The 18550-nt window shown below is 44.4% G+C and carries 16 protein-coding genes and 2 tRNA genes; 8 read left to right on the top strand and 10 right to left on the bottom strand.

Annotated elements, in window-relative coordinates:
• The first annotated feature begins 17 nt into the window (after nucleotides 1-17).
• A complete protein-coding gene (locus G5B00_RS10895) occupies nucleotides 18-995 on the top strand; it encodes a helix-turn-helix transcriptional regulator (protein WP_163874891.1) in 978 nt (325 codons plus the stop codon).
• Nucleotides 996-1027: 32 nt separating this feature from the next.
• Here G5B00_RS10895 and G5B00_RS10890 read toward each other — a convergent pair whose 3' ends face one another.
• The 3 genes from G5B00_RS10890 to G5B00_RS10880 are packed head-to-tail and all read right to left on the bottom strand — an operon-like array spanning nucleotide 1028 to nucleotide 3187.
• Nucleotides 1028-2590, bottom strand: a complete 1563-nt coding sequence (locus G5B00_RS10890) for a PepSY-associated TM helix domain-containing protein (protein ID WP_163874888.1) — start codon at nucleotides 2588-2590, stop codon at nucleotides 1028-1030.
• A complete protein-coding gene (locus G5B00_RS10885; RefSeq protein ID WP_163874885.1) occupies nucleotides 2587-2874 on the bottom strand; it encodes a hypothetical protein in 288 nt (95 codons plus the stop codon). The genes G5B00_RS10890 and G5B00_RS10885 overlap by 4 nt, the downstream gene beginning before the upstream one ends.
• A 1-nt stretch (nucleotide 2875) precedes the next feature.
• Nucleotides 2876-3187: a hypothetical protein gene (locus G5B00_RS10880; protein WP_163874882.1), complete on the bottom strand. Its 312-nt coding sequence runs from the start codon at nucleotides 3185-3187 to the stop codon at nucleotides 2876-2878.
• Nucleotides 3188-3362: 175 nt separating this feature from the next.
• On the opposite strand from G5B00_RS10880, the gene G5B00_RS10875 reads away from it, so the two are divergent.
• The gene (locus tag G5B00_RS10875; RefSeq protein ID WP_205966395.1) at nucleotides 3363-4403 is read left to right on the top strand and encodes an alpha/beta fold hydrolase; all 1041 of its coding nucleotides are present in this window, start codon (nucleotides 3363-3365) and stop codon (nucleotides 4401-4403) included.
• Nucleotides 4404-4512: 109 nt separating this feature from the next.
• Here G5B00_RS10875 and G5B00_RS10870 read toward each other — a convergent pair.
• A tRNA-Phe gene (locus G5B00_RS10870) sits at nucleotides 4513-4585 on the bottom strand.
• 44 nt (nucleotides 4586-4629) lie between these two features.
• A tRNA-Phe gene (locus tag G5B00_RS10865) sits at nucleotides 4630-4702 on the bottom strand.
• A 180-nt stretch (nucleotides 4703-4882) separates the two neighbouring features.
• Here G5B00_RS10865 and mnmA point away from each other — a divergent pair.
• Nucleotides 4883-5974, top strand: a complete 1092-nt coding sequence (gene mnmA / locus G5B00_RS10860) for a tRNA 2-thiouridine(34) synthase MnmA (protein ID WP_163874877.1) — start codon at nucleotides 4883-4885, stop codon at nucleotides 5972-5974.
• Nucleotides 5975-6066: 92 nt separating this feature from the next.
• Here the strand turns inward: mnmA and G5B00_RS10855 are convergent, their stop codons facing one another.
• The 3 genes from G5B00_RS10855 to G5B00_RS10845 all read right to left on the bottom strand — a co-directional run bounded on the left by G5B00_RS10855 (nucleotide 6067) and on the right by G5B00_RS10845 (nucleotide 8669).
• Nucleotides 6067-6216 carry a FeoB-associated Cys-rich membrane protein gene (locus G5B00_RS10855; protein WP_163874874.1) on the bottom strand — a complete coding sequence of 50 codons (150 nt, stop codon included), beginning with the start codon at nucleotides 6214-6216 and terminating at the stop codon, nucleotides 6067-6069.
• A gap of 111 nt (nucleotides 6217-6327) precedes the next feature.
• The gene (feoB, locus tag G5B00_RS10850; protein WP_163874871.1) at nucleotides 6328-8430 is read right to left on the bottom strand and encodes a ferrous iron transport protein B; all 2103 of its coding nucleotides are present in this window, start codon (nucleotides 8428-8430) and stop codon (nucleotides 6328-6330) included.
• The gene (locus tag G5B00_RS10845) at nucleotides 8430-8669 is read right to left on the bottom strand and encodes a ferrous iron transport protein A (protein ID WP_163874868.1); all 240 of its coding nucleotides are present in this window, start codon (nucleotides 8667-8669) and stop codon (nucleotides 8430-8432) included. The genes feoB and G5B00_RS10845 overlap by 1 nt, the downstream gene beginning before the upstream one ends.
• Nucleotides 8670-8783: 114 nt before the next feature.
• Here G5B00_RS10845 and G5B00_RS10840 point away from each other — a divergent pair, with 114 nt between their 5' ends.
• Complete coding sequence (locus tag G5B00_RS10840; protein ID WP_163874865.1) at nucleotides 8784-9236, top strand: MarR family winged helix-turn-helix transcriptional regulator; 453 nt, start codon at nucleotides 8784-8786, stop codon at nucleotides 9234-9236.
• A gap of 156 nt (nucleotides 9237-9392) precedes the next feature.
• Nucleotides 9393-10298 carry a class I SAM-dependent methyltransferase gene (locus G5B00_RS10835; RefSeq protein WP_163874972.1) on the top strand — a complete coding sequence of 302 codons (906 nt, stop codon included), beginning with the start codon at nucleotides 9393-9395 and terminating at the stop codon, nucleotides 10296-10298.
• 209 nt (nucleotides 10299-10507) lie between these two features.
• On the opposite strand, the gene G5B00_RS10830 is transcribed toward G5B00_RS10835, so the two are convergent.
• The gene (locus tag G5B00_RS10830) at nucleotides 10508-12304 is read right to left on the bottom strand and encodes a hypothetical protein (protein WP_163874863.1); all 1797 of its coding nucleotides are present in this window, start codon (nucleotides 12302-12304) and stop codon (nucleotides 10508-10510) included.
• Between the two features lie 226 nt (nucleotides 12305-12530).
• On the opposite strand from G5B00_RS10830, the gene G5B00_RS10825 reads away from it, so the two are divergent.
• Both G5B00_RS10825 and purU read left to right on the top strand, forming a co-directional pair.
• On the top strand, nucleotides 12531-14393 hold the full coding sequence (locus G5B00_RS10825; protein ID WP_163874860.1) for a DNA topoisomerase IV subunit B: 1863 nt from the start codon (nucleotides 12531-12533) through the stop codon (nucleotides 14391-14393).
• Between the two features lie 82 nt (nucleotides 14394-14475).
• The gene (gene purU, locus G5B00_RS10820; RefSeq protein WP_163874857.1) at nucleotides 14476-15321 is read left to right on the top strand and encodes a formyltetrahydrofolate deformylase; all 846 of its coding nucleotides are present in this window, start codon (nucleotides 14476-14478) and stop codon (nucleotides 15319-15321) included.
• A 171-nt stretch (nucleotides 15322-15492) separates the two neighbouring features.
• Here the strand turns inward: purU and G5B00_RS10815 are convergent, their stop codons facing one another.
• The gene (locus tag G5B00_RS10815) at nucleotides 15493-15999 is read right to left on the bottom strand and encodes a cupin domain-containing protein (protein WP_163874853.1); all 507 of its coding nucleotides are present in this window, start codon (nucleotides 15997-15999) and stop codon (nucleotides 15493-15495) included.
• Between the two features lie 153 nt (nucleotides 16000-16152).
• Between G5B00_RS10815 and G5B00_RS10810 the strand changes: the two genes are divergently transcribed.
• Nucleotides 16153-18372, top strand: a complete 2220-nt coding sequence (locus G5B00_RS10810; RefSeq protein WP_163874851.1) for a helix-turn-helix domain-containing protein — start codon at nucleotides 16153-16155, stop codon at nucleotides 18370-18372.
• The last annotated feature ends 178 nt before the right edge of the window (nucleotides 18373-18550 follow it).

The raw sequence follows: 18550 nt of genomic DNA, 5'->3' as shown, positions 1-18550 counted from the left end.
ATGAAAACAGAAATATTATGGGTTACGAGATTTTAGGTGCGGATTTTGGTGATTTTATCACTTCTGTTGATAAGACCCATATTTCTTCTGGAGAAGATACCAGCCAAATAAAATTGACTACGCCCAAAGGTAACATACAGTACAAAGAGCAGGTTTTACGTGAGTATTTATCCATTATAGAGGGGTATTATCACATGGAAAATGATATGACGATAGCTGGAAAAGGGGATTCGGCACTACTCGAAATACAGTTTAATCTGTCGGACAAGGCCATATCGTATCAAGACAAGTCTGGTGTCGAACATGTCACTCAAGCCAGATCGGGAAATATTGCCTTCCTTGCTGCCGAAGAAAATGAGGCAAGAATTCTTTTTCAAAAAGAATCCTCATACCATACTTTTGATGTCCATCTCCCGCTCTCCCTGTTGAACCACTATGCTGGTGAATCTAAGATGTTTGATCATTTTTTGGCACAGATACATCGGGATATCAGTGCAAATCTATTGCCACAAAACGTACATATTTCTCCGGCCATCTACAACATTATTCAGGATATAAAAGCATGTACTTACGAAGGGTTGACCCGAAAAATATATCTTGAATCCAAAGTCTATGAAATTATTGCGTTGCTCTATGAAAATGTCGAACAGCAAAAGGAAGGGTGTACGTTAGGTGCCGCTGATCAGGAAAAAATCCATTGGGCAGCTTCGATCATCCGGGATAATCTGGAAAAGCCGCTTACCATTATTGAGCTGGCACACCGTGTCGGTATCAACCAGACCAAACTGAAAACAGGATTTAGAACGTTGTTTCAAAATACGGTATTCGGTTATCTGCAGGACATTCGCATGCACCAAGCCAAAAGATACCTCTTGGATACGGATATCTCCGTGCAGGAGATCGGTATGCGTCTGGGCTATCAAAACACTTCCAATTTCAGTATTGCTTTCAAGAAAATTCACGGTTATTCACCGATGAAACTACGGGAGCGGTAGCTGTAGGTTTGCGAGGGAAACTTCCGAAACCTTTATGAAGAGACGACTTTAACCGATTGTTGCCTCATCATCAAGGCGAGTGCCAAAGCTAATATTCCGGTTATCAACCATGCCACATCTGTAATAAATACGTAGGGATGCCGGGTTACGGATAACCAAAGCCAATCATCTGTTGCGAAACCATTAGCCATCGGTACGATACAGGCCAATATTCCACCCAACGTCAGACAATAGGTAGTAATCTGTTTTTCGGTTTTCCATAGACATCCGACGACTGCAAACAGCAACCAACCGACAAAGAATAGTGAGTTGACCTGGTCGGCATGTCCTGCGCCTTGGGTAACAAGTTGTTCGGCGATAAAAAGCAGAGCTGTAGCTGGAAATAACGTGAAACATACCGAGAGATATAGTGTAGTGACCCGATGGTGAAAACGGCGTTGCTTTTCGCTATAGGAAGGTTTATTGCGGGCTTCTTTCCATATCAGTACCCCACTGATAATGACAAAACAGGTGAATATCGACAGGATAAAGTACAGGGCTTTCATCAACCATCCGCCAAACGAGGCAAAATGCACTTTGCTGATACCGAGTAGGATGGACTGTGCATAGTTCTTTTCACCCGGTTTGATCCGTAATTTGTATTCACCCGAATGCAAGTCCAACACGACTGTACCATCCCGGTTGAATGCTTGTTCGTTTACCAGATCAGCTACCAATACTGCACTTTCTGTGCCGGGATTGACTATTTCCAGGTAAGAGACACGATAATCCGGATGATCCCGTTGTATCTGTTCCAGACCCTCTGCGATGGGCATATGCGTGGCCGGGGGAAACTCTTCATCATGACTGTGAAATGCTTCCGGAGGATAGATCATCGTGACCAGTTTATCTTGATCTCCTTTGAACAATATCACCACCGCAGGGGCTAGAATAAACACGCTCAATAGATAAAATGCCCCTGTAATGGCATACATGAGCTGAAAAGGCAAACCGATCACCCCGAACACAGTATGGGCGTTGGTCCAAAATTGCTTCTTTACCGACTTGAATGAAAAGGCATAAAACTTAGCAACGATGTTTTTCCAATGGATAAGCAATCCCGTAACCACAGCAAACGCAAAGAAGAGAGAAACAAAACCTGCTATATAACGGCCAATATACCAGGGAACCTGATCCAGAAAATGTAGCCTATATAGTGTTTCGCCCGTGGTACTCCCATCCCCGCTAGAGTGTTCAACAATTTTATCCGTATGTGGGTTATATACAAAGGTGACATAATTCATACCTGTGGAATCTTCTACAGGCACATAGAAGGTGTACACGGGACGGGCATCCGAAGGGAGTTTTACACTGACTTCATGTGTCTCCTTGACACCGGCTTTCACCGAATCCAACCGTGTCAATACCCTTTCGTAATCGATATTGTGTACGACAGGTATCCGTGCCGCAGGATCCTCCCATTGGTATATTTCCTGTTTATAGAGCGATATGGCGCCAGCAAAAAAAATGATGAATAATACAGCACTGATCACGATGCCGCTGACGGTGTGCGTATGGAACAGAATATTGTACGATCTATTTCCCAACCCCTTCATCGTATACCTCCATAGTAAGCGATAAGACCAAAAATCAACGAGAGTGAGAGGTAGATACCCCAAACCACCCAACCATTACGAGCCACAAAGGCTAAAACCATAAACAATACCCACAATAGAAAGCCCGAAAATGTACCGGAAACCATTAGGTTGATCCCTATATTCGGTACCAGCGCTGCGGCAAGATGCAGTGTGGTCGACAGCAGATAGCCACCCAATAGGCCAGCGCTTATTTTTAAGGCTCTCTGACCTCGTGAACTCAAGTATTTTGGATTTGCCGGCATATCAGAATTTTAGGATTAAGCCCAATATACAGGCTGCATGAAATAAGATGAATACCGTTAACCTCACTCGAGAGCCACAATTGACAAAAAAGATAATACCTGAAAAAAAGGTCATATATGCACATAGAGACAATAAAGCCCCGATTGTCCATCCCTTATCTACCAACAGTAGTGCAGTACCTGTGAGTATTCCACCCCAAATCCACCAAGGTTTGCCCCACCACGGGATCATGTTGGGATATGGCCAATGTTTGGAGGAGCGGTAGGCCGAAAGTACACCGACAAAGATGAGATATAAAGCTATAACCGTCATGCTAACCCCTCTGTACAGAACTTATTTATCATCGTATTTTCTACCTTTGCTATGGGAATTGTTTTAAACTTGTCCGATATTACAAACGCAAATCTATTCTTTTAAGGCTTTGTCCACTTATGAAAGTGGAAGTATTTATTATGAAAACAGAAGTTTCGGTATAGCAACGCAGATTATGGGAGACGGTTTTGGTAATTTTAGCACCCTAGTTTTGACATTGGATATTTCCTTAAACACAGGCTATATGACCGGTTTTTTGTTTTCGCTTTTAAAATGGTTTTTTCTTATTGGAATTGCCCTCTTACTCGTGGGGATTTTGTTTGAGCAATATAGCCGGTGGAAACTGGAAAAGACCGCTTTTCAAGATAAAACATTTGTCGAAATCAATGGCAAACCCCTGCATTATGTCAAGAAAGGGGAGGGCAGGTATACAGTGATATTCCAATCCGGTATGGGGAGCAGTCATGCCATTTGGCAGCAAATCCAGGATAGTCTTTCTGAGGACGCCGTTACGATGGCATATGATCGCAACGGAATTATGTTTAGTGAGTCCAATGGATTGCCTGTGACGAATGACCAGGTCTCCGAAGAATTGGAATTGTTGTTGGAAAAAACCCAATGTCCCAAGCCGTATATCCTTGTTGGCCATTCTATGGCAGGGATTTATCTACGTCCTTTTATCAGACGGAACGAAGCGGATATTGCCGGTCTTGTCTTTGTCGAAACCGCGCATCCGCGGCAGAGAACCGAGTCTTCTCCTGAACTGATAAACGCTTTACGTCAGCCACCACGTTGGTTGATTAAATTTGTCCTGAATACCGGGATTTATAGAGGGCTTTTTTCTTTTGTTCCTTTATCCCCTGAAATTCCTATACAGCATCCTCTACATAGGCAAGAGCGAGATTTCTTTTACCGGACCTGTGATAAGGTGCTGGAAGAATTGGACAATGACGAATTGAATTTTAAAGATGCGGAGCAGTATACTTCTTTTGGAAGCATCCCTTTGACAGTGATTATGGGTACGAATGAGGTTCGTTATGCAGGTATTAAAGACTCGAATATACAGGATGAATATCGTATGTTGGTGGATAAGGGGCAGCATGATCTATTGAATCTATCTTCCAATAGTCGCTTGGTGAAAGCAGAAAATAGTGGTCATGTGGTGCAGATCAACGACGCTTCGCTACTCATTGCAGAAATCAGACGTATGTTATAGAGAGAGGTGCTGCATCTACGGAGTATTTCTCGATGAAATCTTGTAAAGTGCAACATATTTTAGGAAGTTTTGGGAAATAAAAAGCCCCACATTTGTGAGGCTTCTCCTGTGGTGCCAGCTGGGCTCGAACCAGCGACACAAGGATTTTCAGTCCTTTGCTCTACCAACTGAGCTATGGCACCTTAACGTTTTTATTTTGCATCTGTTACGTTCAGATTTTTGGAGGTGGTGCCAGCTGGGCTCGAACCAGCGACACAAGGATTTTCAGTCCTTTGCTCTACCAACTGAGCTATGGCACCTCTTCACAACACTTTCGGCTGTTGCGATGCAAATGTAGTTTCTTTTTTTCAAATCTGAAACTTTTGCCTTAAATATTTTCGGGCGAAATAGCAATCTATTGATTTTGATTGAGATAAAATTACATGAAATAAACATGTTAATCGACGAATTTAGGGTATCTTTGCATTTTATTATTTGGTATGAGTAAAAAAGGCAGAGTATTGGTCGCGATGAGTGGGGGGGTGGACAGCTCCGTAGCCGCTGTGATGTTGCATGAAGAAGGGTATGAAGTCATCGGTATCACGATGAAGACCTGGGATTATGCTTCTTCGGGAGGTTCGTCCAAGGAGACGGGCTGTTGTAGCCTGGACAGTATCAACGATGCACGTTCATTGGCTGTCTACTATGGATTTCCGCATTATATCCTGGATATCCGCAATGAATTCGGAGATTATGTCATCGACAATTTTGTGGAGGAATATATTGCAGGACGTACGCCCAATCCTTGTGTGCTGTGCAATACACATATCAAATGGGAAGCATTGATGAAGCGTGCCGACAAACTGGACTGTGAATTTATAGCAACAGGGCATTATGCCAATATACGCTTGCATGATAACGGACGGTATGTCGTATCCAAAGGGCTGGACGAGCACAAGGATCAATCCTATGTGCTTTGGGGTGTTTCGCAAGAAAACCTAGCCCGTACACAGTTTCCTTTGGGAAGTTTTCGTAAGGAAGAAATCAAGCGCATGGCTTTGGAAATGGGACAACATGAGTTGGCCAATAAGTCCGAAAGCTACGAGATATGTTTTGTGCCCAACAACGATTACCGAGAATTTTTACGCCACAAACGGCCCACTTTGGATGAAGAGATCGGCCCCGGAAATTTTATCTTATCGGATGGTACGGTCGTAGGACAACATATAGGTTATCCCTATTTCACGATAGGTCAACGCAAAGGTTTAGGCATTGCTTTGGGTAAGCCCATGTTTGTGATCGAAATCCTACCCGAAAGCAATTCCGTCGTGCTGGGAGAAGAGCATGAATTGGAAAAGACACAAGCTTTTGTGCGGGATATCAATCTGGTGAAATATGCTTCGATCGATCATCCGATGGAGGCTGTTACGAAGATACGTTACAAGGATGCGGGAGCAATCTCTACGCTCACACAGCAGGGGTCCGTCATGCAAGTGGATTTTTCGCATGCCGTAAAAGGTATTGCTCCGGGGCAATCCGCTGTCTTTTACGAAGGCAATGATCTGATCGGCGGTGGGTTCTTGATGAAGTAGATAGATCCTATTCCTTAATTATTTGGCTAGCGCACGAATCCTTTCGTGTGCTCGTTTTATTAGGCACACGAAAGGATTCGTGTGCCAACGTTCTAAATAGTTTTCTCTTGTTCCACCGCATCACAACCACACCCTTTGCTGCATCCGCCGGTTTTGCCTTTGGAAGGCATGAATTTCCGAACAATAAAGGCTACAGCAGCTATAAAGATAATCGCGATGATGATGTATTGTAATGTTATCATAAGCTCACTATTTTTATAGTTATGGAAGTTATATAAGTTATGAAAGTGATAGGAGCTATTGAATTCCGTCTGTCATAACTCCCATAACTATCATTACCTCCATCACTTCACTTATTTCAAAAGTTGGTAGGCGATCAAAGCCGCAAAGTAAGCCAGACCTGTCATGGAAACAATCTGGAATAAAGTCCACTTCCAAGAGCCTGTCTCTTTGCGTACGATGGCTATCGTAGCCATACACTGCATCGCAAAAGCGTAAAAGAGCAACAGGGAGATACCCGACGCAAAATTGTAGGTGGGTTTTCCCGTGTTCCTGTTGATTTCAGACTTCATCTTGTCGAGCAATGTTTGTTTTTGGCCGTCGTCTTCGATATCGATATCCTCACCCAAACTGTAGATGACTGCCATCGTACCCACAAACACCTCACGTGCGGCAAAAGATGCCAATAGACCTATACCTACTTTCCAATCATAGCCCAATGGTCTGATGAGAGGTTCGATACCTCTACCTAAATAACCCAAAAAAGAATATTCTGTTTTATAGGCGGTCACTTCATTTTCTATCTCCTCAGGTGTAAAGTGGGGATTTTCTTCTACAATATATTTTTCGGGGTCGGAGAAACGATCATTTGGCCCAAAATTTCCCAAAACCCAAAGGATGATCGAAATGGCAAGTATGATCTTACCGGCATCAATAAGGAAGCCGGAGGATTTTTCCCAAACAGTATTGGCTACATTCTTCCAATCGGGCATTTTGTAGGTCGGCAGTTCGAAGATGAGGTAGGATTTGCGTACGGATTTGATAAATCTGTTCAGCACCAATGCCGATAGCAATGCACCGACGATACCCAATATATACATGCCAAACAAAGTAATACCTTGTAAGTTGAAGCCAAGGAAATCCCTGTCGGGAATGACCAGACCTATGATCACAATATAAATGGGCAACCGGGCGGAGCATGTCATAAACGGTGTGACCAGCATTGTCAAGAGGCGCTCTTTTGGATTTTCGATATTGCGGGCAGACATGACGGCGGGAATGGCGCAGGCTACACCCGACATCAGCGGGATAACGGATTTGCCATTCAGTCCGAAAGGTTTCAGCCAGCGATCCATCAGAAATACGACTCGGCTCATATACCCTGTTTCCTCCATGAGGGAGATGAATAAAAAGAGAATAACGATTTGGGGCAGGAATATCACGATCCCCCCTATACCTGCTATGATACCGTTGACAATAAGGCCGCCCAAAGGACCTTCGGGCAATACAGCCTCTGCTTTTTCGCCCAAAATGGCGAAAAGTTGATCCACACCATCCATCAAAGGGCCGGACCAGGCATAAATCGCCTGGAAGATCAAGAATAATAACCCGAAGAAGATGACATATCCCCATATCGGGTGTATGAGCAGGTTGTCGATCTTATGTGTGAAAGACAGTTTTTTGTTTGTAGACTTTTGGATGATGGCCTCAAGGTCCTTGTCCACTTTCTTATGGCGCAATAGGGCTTCGTCTTTTTGGAGTTGTTGGGTGTTGAGCCGATACGCGGCACGGATGCTGCCCAGTTGTGTACGTAGTGCGTCAGTGATACCCGCAGGTCTTTCCTGTGCCAATAGCTGCCAGGTCTTATACTCAGTATCCAATGGAAAAAGCACTTTTGCTTCTGTCAGAGCATCTTGATACTGAACCGGCAATGATAACCCATCAAAATAAGGGGCAGGTCTGTATTCCAAGTGGTTGAGTAGCTCATGGATTCCCTTTCCGGTGCGGGCATTGGTCGTGAAGACGCGCGTTTGTAGGTAGTTTTCCAAGGCTGCATGGTCGACAGTCAGTCCTTTCGTCTCCATTTCGTCTACCATATTCATGACGAAGATAGCCGGGAGACCAAGTTCCCGTACCTGTTGGTAGAGGATGACCCCTCTGTTGAGGCTGGTCGGTTCGGAAACGACAATGACCAGGTCCGGATAGTCCTTGTTGTTTTTATTGCTCAATGTATCGAATACTACTTCTTCGTCCAAAGAGTTTGGATAGAGCGTATAAGTACCCGGTAGATCGACGATCGTGTATTCTTTGTCGTGAACTTTGACCGTTCCTACTCTTTTCTCGACGGTAATACCCGGATAGTTACCGACCTTTTGATTTAGTTTTGTGATGCGGTTGAATAGAGAAGTTTTTCCAACGTTGGGATTCCCTAATAGAGCGATGGTGCTTTTCTTCATTATAGTCTGTCCGTCAATATTAAAGCAGCTTCGGTTTTTCGTATGGCTATTAGCGTTTGGTAGTCTATGACGTTGACACAGATAGGTCCATTAAGTGGGGCTTTGTGTTTGATTTGTACTGTTGTACCCGGCATAAATCCCAGTTCATAGAATTTTGCAGGAAGTTCATCGTTGTGAAAAGAAACGATGGTTGCTTTTTCTCCTTTCTTTAATTTATCCAGTGAGATTTTATTTTGCATGACCTATTTTGTACCTTAGATATAAAAATAACCAAATGCCACAAAGATAGTCAAAACGAGTGGTTATTTTGGAGGCTCCATGTCACACTTTTGTTTTAATTAGATTGAATCCACATGAAGATTGAGGAATGTATCCAAGTGAAGCGTTTTGCAGATGATTACCACAGGGCCACGGTGAATATCTTGTACACGAACAATTGGTTGGTCAAAATATTGGAACAACGGGCTCATCGTTGCCAGATTACTTTACAGCAATACAATGTCCTCCGCATCTTAAGGGGGCAGTATCCTCGTTCTGCATCGAATAGTTTGATAAAGGGCCGGATGATAAGTAGTACCCCGGATATTTCGCGCTTGATCGATCGTCTGGAAAGCAAAGGATTGGTGTCGCGAACACAGAATACACAAGACAAAAGGGCCGTGGATGTCAAGATCACGGACGAAGGGCTACAACTGTTGGAAAACTTGGAAAATGATATGATGCTGTCTAATCTGCTGTGCCAGAATCTCACAAAGGAAGAAGCCTTGATGCTGAGCGATCTGCTGGATAGAATGCGAGGGGAATGAAACTCTCCAAGGGTTTCAAACCCTTGTTAGCGCACGAATCCTTTCGTGTGCTTGTTTATCGAGGCACACGAAAGGATTCGTGCGCCAGCGAAGTGGAAGTCTACAGATAGTAAAATATTCCTTACCAAATTTTATTTACCTTTGCACAAAACAGCAATTATTTTGTCGACAACAACCATACAATTACTTACACCCCAATATTGGAAAGACTATGAACTGATCGATTGTGGGGATTTTGAAAAGCTGGAACGCTTTGGCGAACTGGTGCTTATCCGTCCCGAACCACAGGCTGTATGGCCTAAAGCCCTGGGTGATGCCGAATGGAACAAGCGTTATCACATCAAATTCAAAGGCCGTTCGGCGACCAGTGGTGATTGGCTGAAAAAAAATCCAAACATACCGGACAGGTGGCATATTGAATACAAAAATAAGGATGTGGCCATCAAGTTCCGCTTGGGGTTGACTTCTTTCAAGCATGTAGGTGTTTTTCCCGAGCAGGCCGTCAATTGGGATTATATCTCCGAGTCGGTACGTTCTTTCAAGAGCAATAATCCAAAGGTACTTAACCTTTTTGCCTATACCGGTGGAGCTTCTTTGATCGCAAAAGCAGCAGGAGCAGATACCACACACGTAGACTCGATCAAGCAGGTCGTGACCTGGGCCAATGAAAACCAGGAGCTGTCGGGCTTGTCCAATATCCGTTGGGTCGTGGAGGATGCCTTGAAATTTGTAAAGCGGGAATTGAAGCGCGGAAATACGTACAACGGTATTATTCTTGACCCACCGGCATACGGCCATGGGCCAAAAGGGGAGAAGTGGAAGTTGGAAGATCATATCATGGAAATGATGAAGGACGTCGTACAGCTTCTGGATCCGAAAGAGCATTTCCTTATACTGAATACCTATTCGTTGGGCTTTTCGTCGGTTATTGTCGAAAATCTGATCAAGACGGCTTTTCCACAGGTCGAGAACCTCGAAATAGGCGAACTGTACCTACAAGCCACAGCAGGCCCTAAGTTGCCGCTAGGGGTGTTTGGAAAGTTTCGGAAAAATTTGTCGTAGAGCCGCAATGCATTGCGGCTCTACTATTTAAAAATTAACTATATCGTCATTTCGAGGAGGTACGACGAGAAATCTATGGTTAAGCAATTTTTCAACTTGTTGCAAGTTAGTTAATTCAAATTTATCCATAGATTTCTCCCTTTGGTCGAAATGACGATTAAATGGATTGCCAGACCTTATTTAGACAGCCTCTTGCGTCTCTACACCATTTATATAACAACCAAATTTATCTGTATCGTCCTCAGTTGCTGTGTAGCTGATTTCAGCTGTTCGAAAAATTTTGTCAATTCGTTGGGAGACATTTGTACGTGGAGTTCCTTTAAGTTGGCGTAATAAGCGATCCCTTGCTCCAACTGGTTTTTGAAGTTGTTGATGTACTTCTCTTTTTTATGGTCCAGTTTTTCGAGGTTCATTCTCACATACTTGCGCAGGTGCTCGATGTACAGGGAGAGTTCGTTAATAAACATGTGGGGTCTATCCTTTCCGGCCAATAGGTCCCGGCGTCCATAAATATGGTCTACCATCTGGGTCAAGGAATATTTGCGGTCGAAATAGGCCGTATTGGGACCTGGACAAATGGCGACAGCCGTGTTTTCCTTGTTTTTGACAATGTCATAGTTGAGGTAAGCCGACGTGGCGAGTCCTTCACATAGGCAGGTTTTGGCGGTCACACTTTCGATTTGCCGCTGACGCTCGTCTTCAGGCATATCCATGGCGTTCAGTTCTTTGATTTTGAGATGCTGGTATTGTCGCGATGCCGTACAAATGGGTTCCTCGGTAAATTCGGTGTTGGATACCAGATATTTCTTTGTACAGGGCGCACCCGGCCTTCCTCTTTCAATACGCTCTATCCGATTTGCTTCGGCCGTGCTCTTACGGAAATTGTTGAACGGCACACCCAATGGAGAAGCCTCGCTGATGTAAAAATCGTTTTTGTCCGCTTGGGCAATGGCATCCAAGGTCTTATCGTCCACTGTAGTTGCTTCGGGTACGAGCAGGAACGGAGAACCCCAGCCTGTACGGTCTACCTGATAATGCTGCAATAGGAAGTTCTGCTCGGCGGCGTTTCCAATGCCCCCCTGTGCCGTGATCTTCATGTCTGGGGTGTTGCGCAATGTGATGTTTCGCTGGGCAAGAGCCTCTGTATATAAGGGCAACAGCTCTTGGTGCAGCTCATCTTTTTTTGATCGGAATTCTTCCAGTATCGGGCCCATGAGATAGCCTTCGGTAGCAAAGGCATGTCCTCCGCAGTTGAGGCCGGATTCGATGCGGTATTCGGAGACCCAAATACCTTTTTTTGCTAATATTTTGGCCTGTATGAAAGCAGATCTATAGTCACTGACCTTTAAAATGACCCTCTTGGTAAAATCTCCGTTGGCATCGGGCAGGAATTGATCAAATTCAGCCATATAGGAAAACAATCGGGGATTTAGCCCGGCAGAAATGACCAACGAAGATTTCAGATTGCTCAATGCAAACCCCCTCAATGCGGCAGAAGCATCTGAAAAGTTGGTAGACAAAGGGTTTCCTTCGTTGTCCATATTGGTCTTGTCTACCTTGGACATGATGTTGACATCAATGTCTCCGGGCTTGATAAAACTTTTTAGCCTTGCTTCCAAATCGTTTTTATGGATTTCGTCGGTACTTAAGCTATAACAATTGAATAGCTTTTTTGCTTCCGAATGGTCAGGCAATAAGTCAAAATACCTGACGAGTTCTTCGCATTTTTCAAAACTACTTGATTTTATGCGTGCGATCTGCTTGTGTACAAGATCATTGACCAGGTTTAGGTAGGCTGTAATACGCCTCGATCGGGAATCTTCTTCTTTGGGATGAATAAGCTGGTAAGCCAGGTTATTTATCCTGCAATAATAGGCTCTCATGCGTTCTAAAAGCTCATCGTCCACAATCGAAATGACTGAAGAGATGCCAAAACGTGCCACCTTTATTGGACTATCTACGGAAAAGGCTAAGCCAAGAACTGGAATATGAAAAGTATGACCCATGGGTAATATTAAAAATTTGGAGGACAAGATGAGGGTTTTTGGCTGATAAAAAAGTAACAGGGACTATATCGAAAAGTGATGGGGGTTACATTTGAGATTGAACAGACTTTTGAAGTTTAACTTTATCTTTTTTATTTTTTTAATGGCAGAGTTGAGGGCTTCGCCGTTTAAAAACTTCGAAAGTCTGATATTTTATTTTTATTTTTGTTTGCAAAGCAACCATTCAATGACTACATACAACGAAGATAGCATACGATCACTTGATTGGAAAGAACATATCCGGTTACGCCCGGGGATGTACATCGGTAAATTGGGAGATGGATCCGCTTACGATGACGGAATCTATGTATTGCTCAAGGAAGTGGTGGACAACTCCATCGATGAGTTTGTGATGGGGGCAGGCAAGACTATCGATATTACGGTCAATGAGAACAAAGTATCTGTGCGGGATTATGGCCGGGGTATTCCGATCGGGTCGGTAGTGGATGTCGTGTCAAAGATCAATACCGGTGGTAAATATGATAGCAAGGCCTTCCAAAAATCGGTCGGTCTGAACGGTGTGGGTACCAAGGCCGTCAATGCGTTGTCCACTAATTTTGTTGTACAATCCTATCGGCAGGGCGTGACCCGGATCGCTCAGTTCAGTCAAGGAGAGTTGGTTCATGACGAGCAGAAAGAAACGTCTCAACGCAACGGTACGGCAGTCACTTTTTACCCGGACGAAAGCATTTTCAAGCATTACAAATACCGTATAGAGTTTGTCGAAAACATGATCTGGAATTATGTTTTCCTCAACTCGGGGTTGACCATTAACTTTAATGGTCAGAAGTTTGTCTCCGAAAATGGGCTGAAGGACCTGTTGGAAAGGAATGTAGATACGGAATCTATGCGGTATCCGGTCATCCATCTCAGAGGGGAGGATATCGAAGTCGCTATGACCCACGGACAGCAATACGGGGAAGAGTATTATTCCTTTGTAAACGGACAGCATACCACGCAAGGGGGGACACACCAAGCAGCCTTTCGTGAGGCTGTAGTCAAGACTATTCGTGAGTTTTATAAGAAAGAGTTTGATGCTTCGGATGTCAGGTCTTCCATCATTGCAGCCATAGCCATCAAGGTACAGGAACCGGTTTTTGAATCGCAGACCAAGACCAAGCTGGGCTCGCAAAGTATAGGTCCGGAAGGCCCTACGGTACGTACGTTTATCAATGATTTTGTCAAAAAAGCCTTGGATGATTATCTGCACAAAAATTCTGCTACGGCCGATGCACTTCTGAAACGTATCCTGCAATCGGAACGGGAGCGCAAGGACATTGCCGGTATCAAGAAACTGGCCAATGAACGTGCCAAGAAGGCTTCTCTGCACAACCGAAAATTGCGTGACTGCAAGATACATTTTGGTGATAAACATGAACGTAATCAAGAGACGACCATTTTTATTACAGAGGGTGATTCGGCCAGTGGCTCCATTACCAAATCCAGGGATGTGCAGACACAGGCGGTGTTTAGTCTGAAGGGGAAGCCGCTCAACTGTTTTGGCCTGACCAAAAAGATCGTCTATGAAAATGAGGAATTCAACCTGTTGCAGCACGCATTGAATATCGAGGATGGCCTCGATGGATTGCGCTACAACAACATCGTCATCGCGACGGATGCGGATGTGGATGGTATGCACATACGGCTACTGATGATGACGTTCTTCTTGCAGTTTTTTCCGGATCTGGTCAAGGCAGGGCATGTTTCGATCTTACAGACGCCGCTTTTCCGGGTGCGCAACAAAAAGGAAACGATATACTGTTATTCGGACGAGGAACGTCAACGTGCCATCGCAAAATTGGGCGGTAAGCCGGAAATCACACGTTTCAAAGGGTTAGGCGAGATTTCACCTTCCGAGTTTGGATTATTTATCGGCGAGGATATTCGACTCGAACCTGTCATTCTTTCCAAGGATAACAGGTTGCAACAACTGCTGGAATACTATATGGGCAAGAATACACCGGATCGTCAAAAGCATATCGTGAACAATCTACGGATAGAGGTCGATTTGGAAGAGGAACTGGCATTGGCAGCGCAGCAGGCCGGGTGATGTGATTAAGGAGCAAAGAACAAAGATAGATCGGTATAAGACAGAATCTCAATACGCATATCGCTATACGCAATACTAAATCATGCAAAAACAAACCTTAATTCTTATAAAATGTAAGGATGCGGTTGGATTGGTCTCTACCATATCCAATACTGTGGCAGAACATCAATTGAACATCATCACCATGCGTGAGTATGTCGATCAGGAGCAGGGACGTTTTTTCGTTCGAGTGGTATGTTCGGGTGAACCGCACAATGCAGAGAAATTTGCGCATGATCTTAATCATAGGCTCCCTTCGAATGCAGATATCGTCATCAATCCCTCGCGTAAGAAAAAGATAGCGATTCTTGTGACAAAGGAGCATCACTGTTTGGCCGATATCTTGGTGCGGCATTATTTTGATACCTTACAGGCAGATGTGGTTTCCGTGATCGGTAATTACGATAATCTAGCTGAGTTTGTTGATAAATTTGATATTCCTTTTCATCTGGTTTCACATGAAAACAAAAGCAAAGGGGAGTTTGAAAAGGAATTGGCAACAGTCCTCAATCAATATGAGGTAGATTATATCGTTTTGGCCAAATTTATGCGTATACTCTCTCCCGATTTCGTTCAACAGTTTGAAAATAAACTGATCAACATTCATCATTCCTTTTTACCGGCCTTCATTGGAGCCAATCCGTATAAGCAGGCACAGGAAAGAGGGGTGAAGATTATCGGTGCGACAGCTCATTTCGTGACCAATGATCTGGACGAAGGGCCTATCATTACGCAGGATATCAAAAAAATAGATCATAGCTATGATCTGCACCGCATGAAGACGGCAGGAAAAGAAATCGAAAAATCGGTCTTGAGCCGGGCTATACAGCTGCTTGTCGAAGATCGGGTCATGCTCAATGGCAATAAGACGATCGTGTATAAATCGTAATATTTTAGCAACCTACCCGTCATTTCGACGAAGAATGAGGAGAAATCTATGGATGAATTGGATTAATTTTCCTATCTAGGCATAGATTTCTCCTCGTCATACCTCCTCATCGAAATGACGATAAAGTTTGGTTAATGAAATATATAATCTCAAAATTAAATATTTAGCTTCTTAAATACTTCTTCCGAAATCATCCTGAACCCTTACGATGTCGTCTTCGTCAGAAGGGTTAGAAACGTCGGTGTGTTGCCATATTTCGGCGACTACACCATACTCGCCCAATCCGACCAAACGATGGCGTTCGCCTTGAGCCAGACGGATACTGTCTCCTTCTTTGAGTATCTTGAGCTCGTGCTCATCATCGTTGGGGCTGGTCACCACACCCACTTCGCCGCGGATGACACGCCATATTTCAGCACGGCGATGGTGGTATTGCCATGATAGACGTTTGCTGGGAGCCACGATGAGGATCTTAGGGCTTAATTTTCCGGATATCTTGAGTCCCTGAATGTCCAAGCCTTCAAAAAAATGATTGGCAAACTCCTGCGCCTGTTCTTCGCTGATGACAAAGAAGCCTCCCCAGGGTCTCGCTTGATCGACATCCTCAATGGTAAGACCTAAGTCGGCTAACTTTGTTTCAACCTGTTTGAATAATTCACTTTTGTCTATATAAGTCATGGCTAATTGCGTTTAAATTTCTGTTGTAAGATACTATATCTTGTGAATTTTAGCAAAACAATTGGTCACATTTTTTTGAGATAACGGAGACTAAAGACTTCCGAAGTTTTTAAAACTTCGGAAGTCTTTAAAATTCCCTATTTTTGTCCAATAATGGAGCCTCTCAAAATCGATCATAGCAATGCGGTATTTAGACAAGCTGCCGCTTTTGTCAACCAGACCAATCAAAACCTGTTTTTGACAGGTAAGGCAGGTACGGGTAAGACCACCTTTCTGCGGTATATCCGGGACAATTGCTATAAGAAGATGGCCGTAACCGCACCGACGGGCGTGGCGGCGATGAATGCCGGAGGAACGACGTTGCACGCCCTGTTTTGGCTTCCATTTGGAACTTTTATCGAGGATTATCCCTTGCGCTGGGATGAGACGGATACCAATATCTACAATAAGAGCCGGCTTTTCAGTACGATCAAGCTGACCAAGCAGCGACGGGCTCTCTTGCAGGAGCTGGAATTGCTCGTGATAGACGAGGTCTCCATGGTACGGGCAGATACATTGGATATGATCGACGTGATATTGAAGTCTGTCCGTCGGGATATGCGGCCGTTTGGCGGATTGCAGGTCTTGTTTATCGGTGACCTGTACCAATTGCCCCCTGTCGTGCGTGAACACGAGTGGCAGGTGCTCCGTGCACATTATTCCAGTCCGTTCTTTTTCGATGCCAAGGTTCTGCGTGAGCATGCTTTGGTCAAGCTGGAATTGCAGCAGATATATCGACAACAGGATGAGAAATTTATTTCCATACTGAACAATATCCGAAACAACCAATGTACTACGGAAGATCTGGAAATACTGAATACCTATTATAAACCGGACTTTGTTCCCACAGAACGGGATCAGTACATTGTTCTGACTTCTCATAATCGTTTGGCGGATCAGATCAATCAACAGGAGCTGCAACGCCTTGGTGGAAGATTGCACAACCTCAAGGCGGTGGTAAAGGATGATTTTCAGACAAGTTCCTTTCCTACTGAAGAAACCCTGGCGATCAAGGAGGGGGCTCAGGTCATGTTTATCAAGAATGATGGTGGGGATGAAAGGAAATATTTCAATGGCAAGATCGGAGTTGTCAAAAGTATAGACACGGATCGAGGGCAGATCTTGGTGGGTTTCAAAGATGGCTCCGAAGATGTAGTGGTGCGTCGAGAGACCTGGGAGAATATCAAATACAATTATAATAAGGGAGACGATAGCATACAAGAAGAGGTATTGGGTACATTTTCGCAGTATCCCTTGCGGTTGGCCTGGGCCATTACCATACACAAGAGCCAGGGGCTTACATTTGACAAAGCCATTATCGATGCGGGTACTTCTTTTGCGGCGGGACAGGTGTATGTGGCATTGAGTAGGCTGACGGGATTGCAAGGGCTTGTACTCCGCTCCAGGATTCCGACGCATGCCATTCGCACGGATGCACAGGTAGTGTCTTTCATGCAGGGGTTGATGCAGGATGATCAAGTGGGCGAGGTGCTGAAACAATGCCAACGCGCTTATCTGGGGCAGATCTTGTTGCAGAGTTTCCGTTGGACGGAATTGAGTACAGGAGTGGAAGAATTGCATGTCAGCCTAGCCGAACGTAATATAGACAATAAGCCGGGGGCTGAACAATTCTTTGCACAGTTGTCTACCCGGATCAAACAGCAGGAGGCAGTCGCACACAAATTTATCAGTCAATTGTACCAGATGTTGGCAGACTCACAGTCTATTGACTACGATAAGATCTGCGAACGTACGCAATCCGCCGTGCAGTGGTTTTTGCCTAAGATGGAGAGCGAGTTGGTCAAGGCTACTGAGGTACATATTGAGGAATGGAAAATCCGCAAGCGTACGAAGAAGTATATACAGGAGATGAAATCCCTGTTGTTGGATTTTAAGCGCAAATACGAGGTGTTGAAGCATTGTCTGACCATTGCACAGGTGCTCACGCAGGAAGAAGGCTTGGAAGATGTGGTCTTACGGATGGAAAAGGTGAAAGATGAGGAGGAAAAGGCTACTTCCATCAAAGGAGGGGATAAGGAGGATACGAAACAAATTTCGTTTGAAATGTATCAGGATGGATTGGATATTGCGCAGATAGCGGCAAAGAGGGGGCTGGTAGAGGGAACGATTTATGGACACCTTATCCATTTTGTGGGGGATGGGATCGATGCGGAGGAGTTGATCTCTCCGGACAAATTGGCCTATATGCTGGATGTGTTGAAACAGCATAAGGGAAAATCTTCTTCGGAAATAAAGATAATACTTGGAGAGGCCTATTCGTATCCGGAGATCAAGATAGGGCAGAAAGTGCTGGAGTTGGAGAAACAGAAATAAGGGCTATCTGTTGGCGCACGAATCCTTTCAGTAGAGGGTGTCTCAAAAGTAAAGCAGAACCCGTACAATTTGTCATTCTGAGGCTTGCCGAAGAATCTAAATACTTGATTAATAGCATATTTTTAGATTCCTCCTATTCCCGAATGCTTTCGGGACAAGCTGTCGGAATGACAAAAAA

This window comes from Parapedobacter sp. SGR-10 (genome assembly GCF_011030405.1).
GTDB lineage: Bacteria > Bacteroidota > Bacteroidia > Sphingobacteriales > Sphingobacteriaceae > Sphingobacterium.
This window is presented reverse-complemented; position numbering and strand designations above follow the sequence as displayed.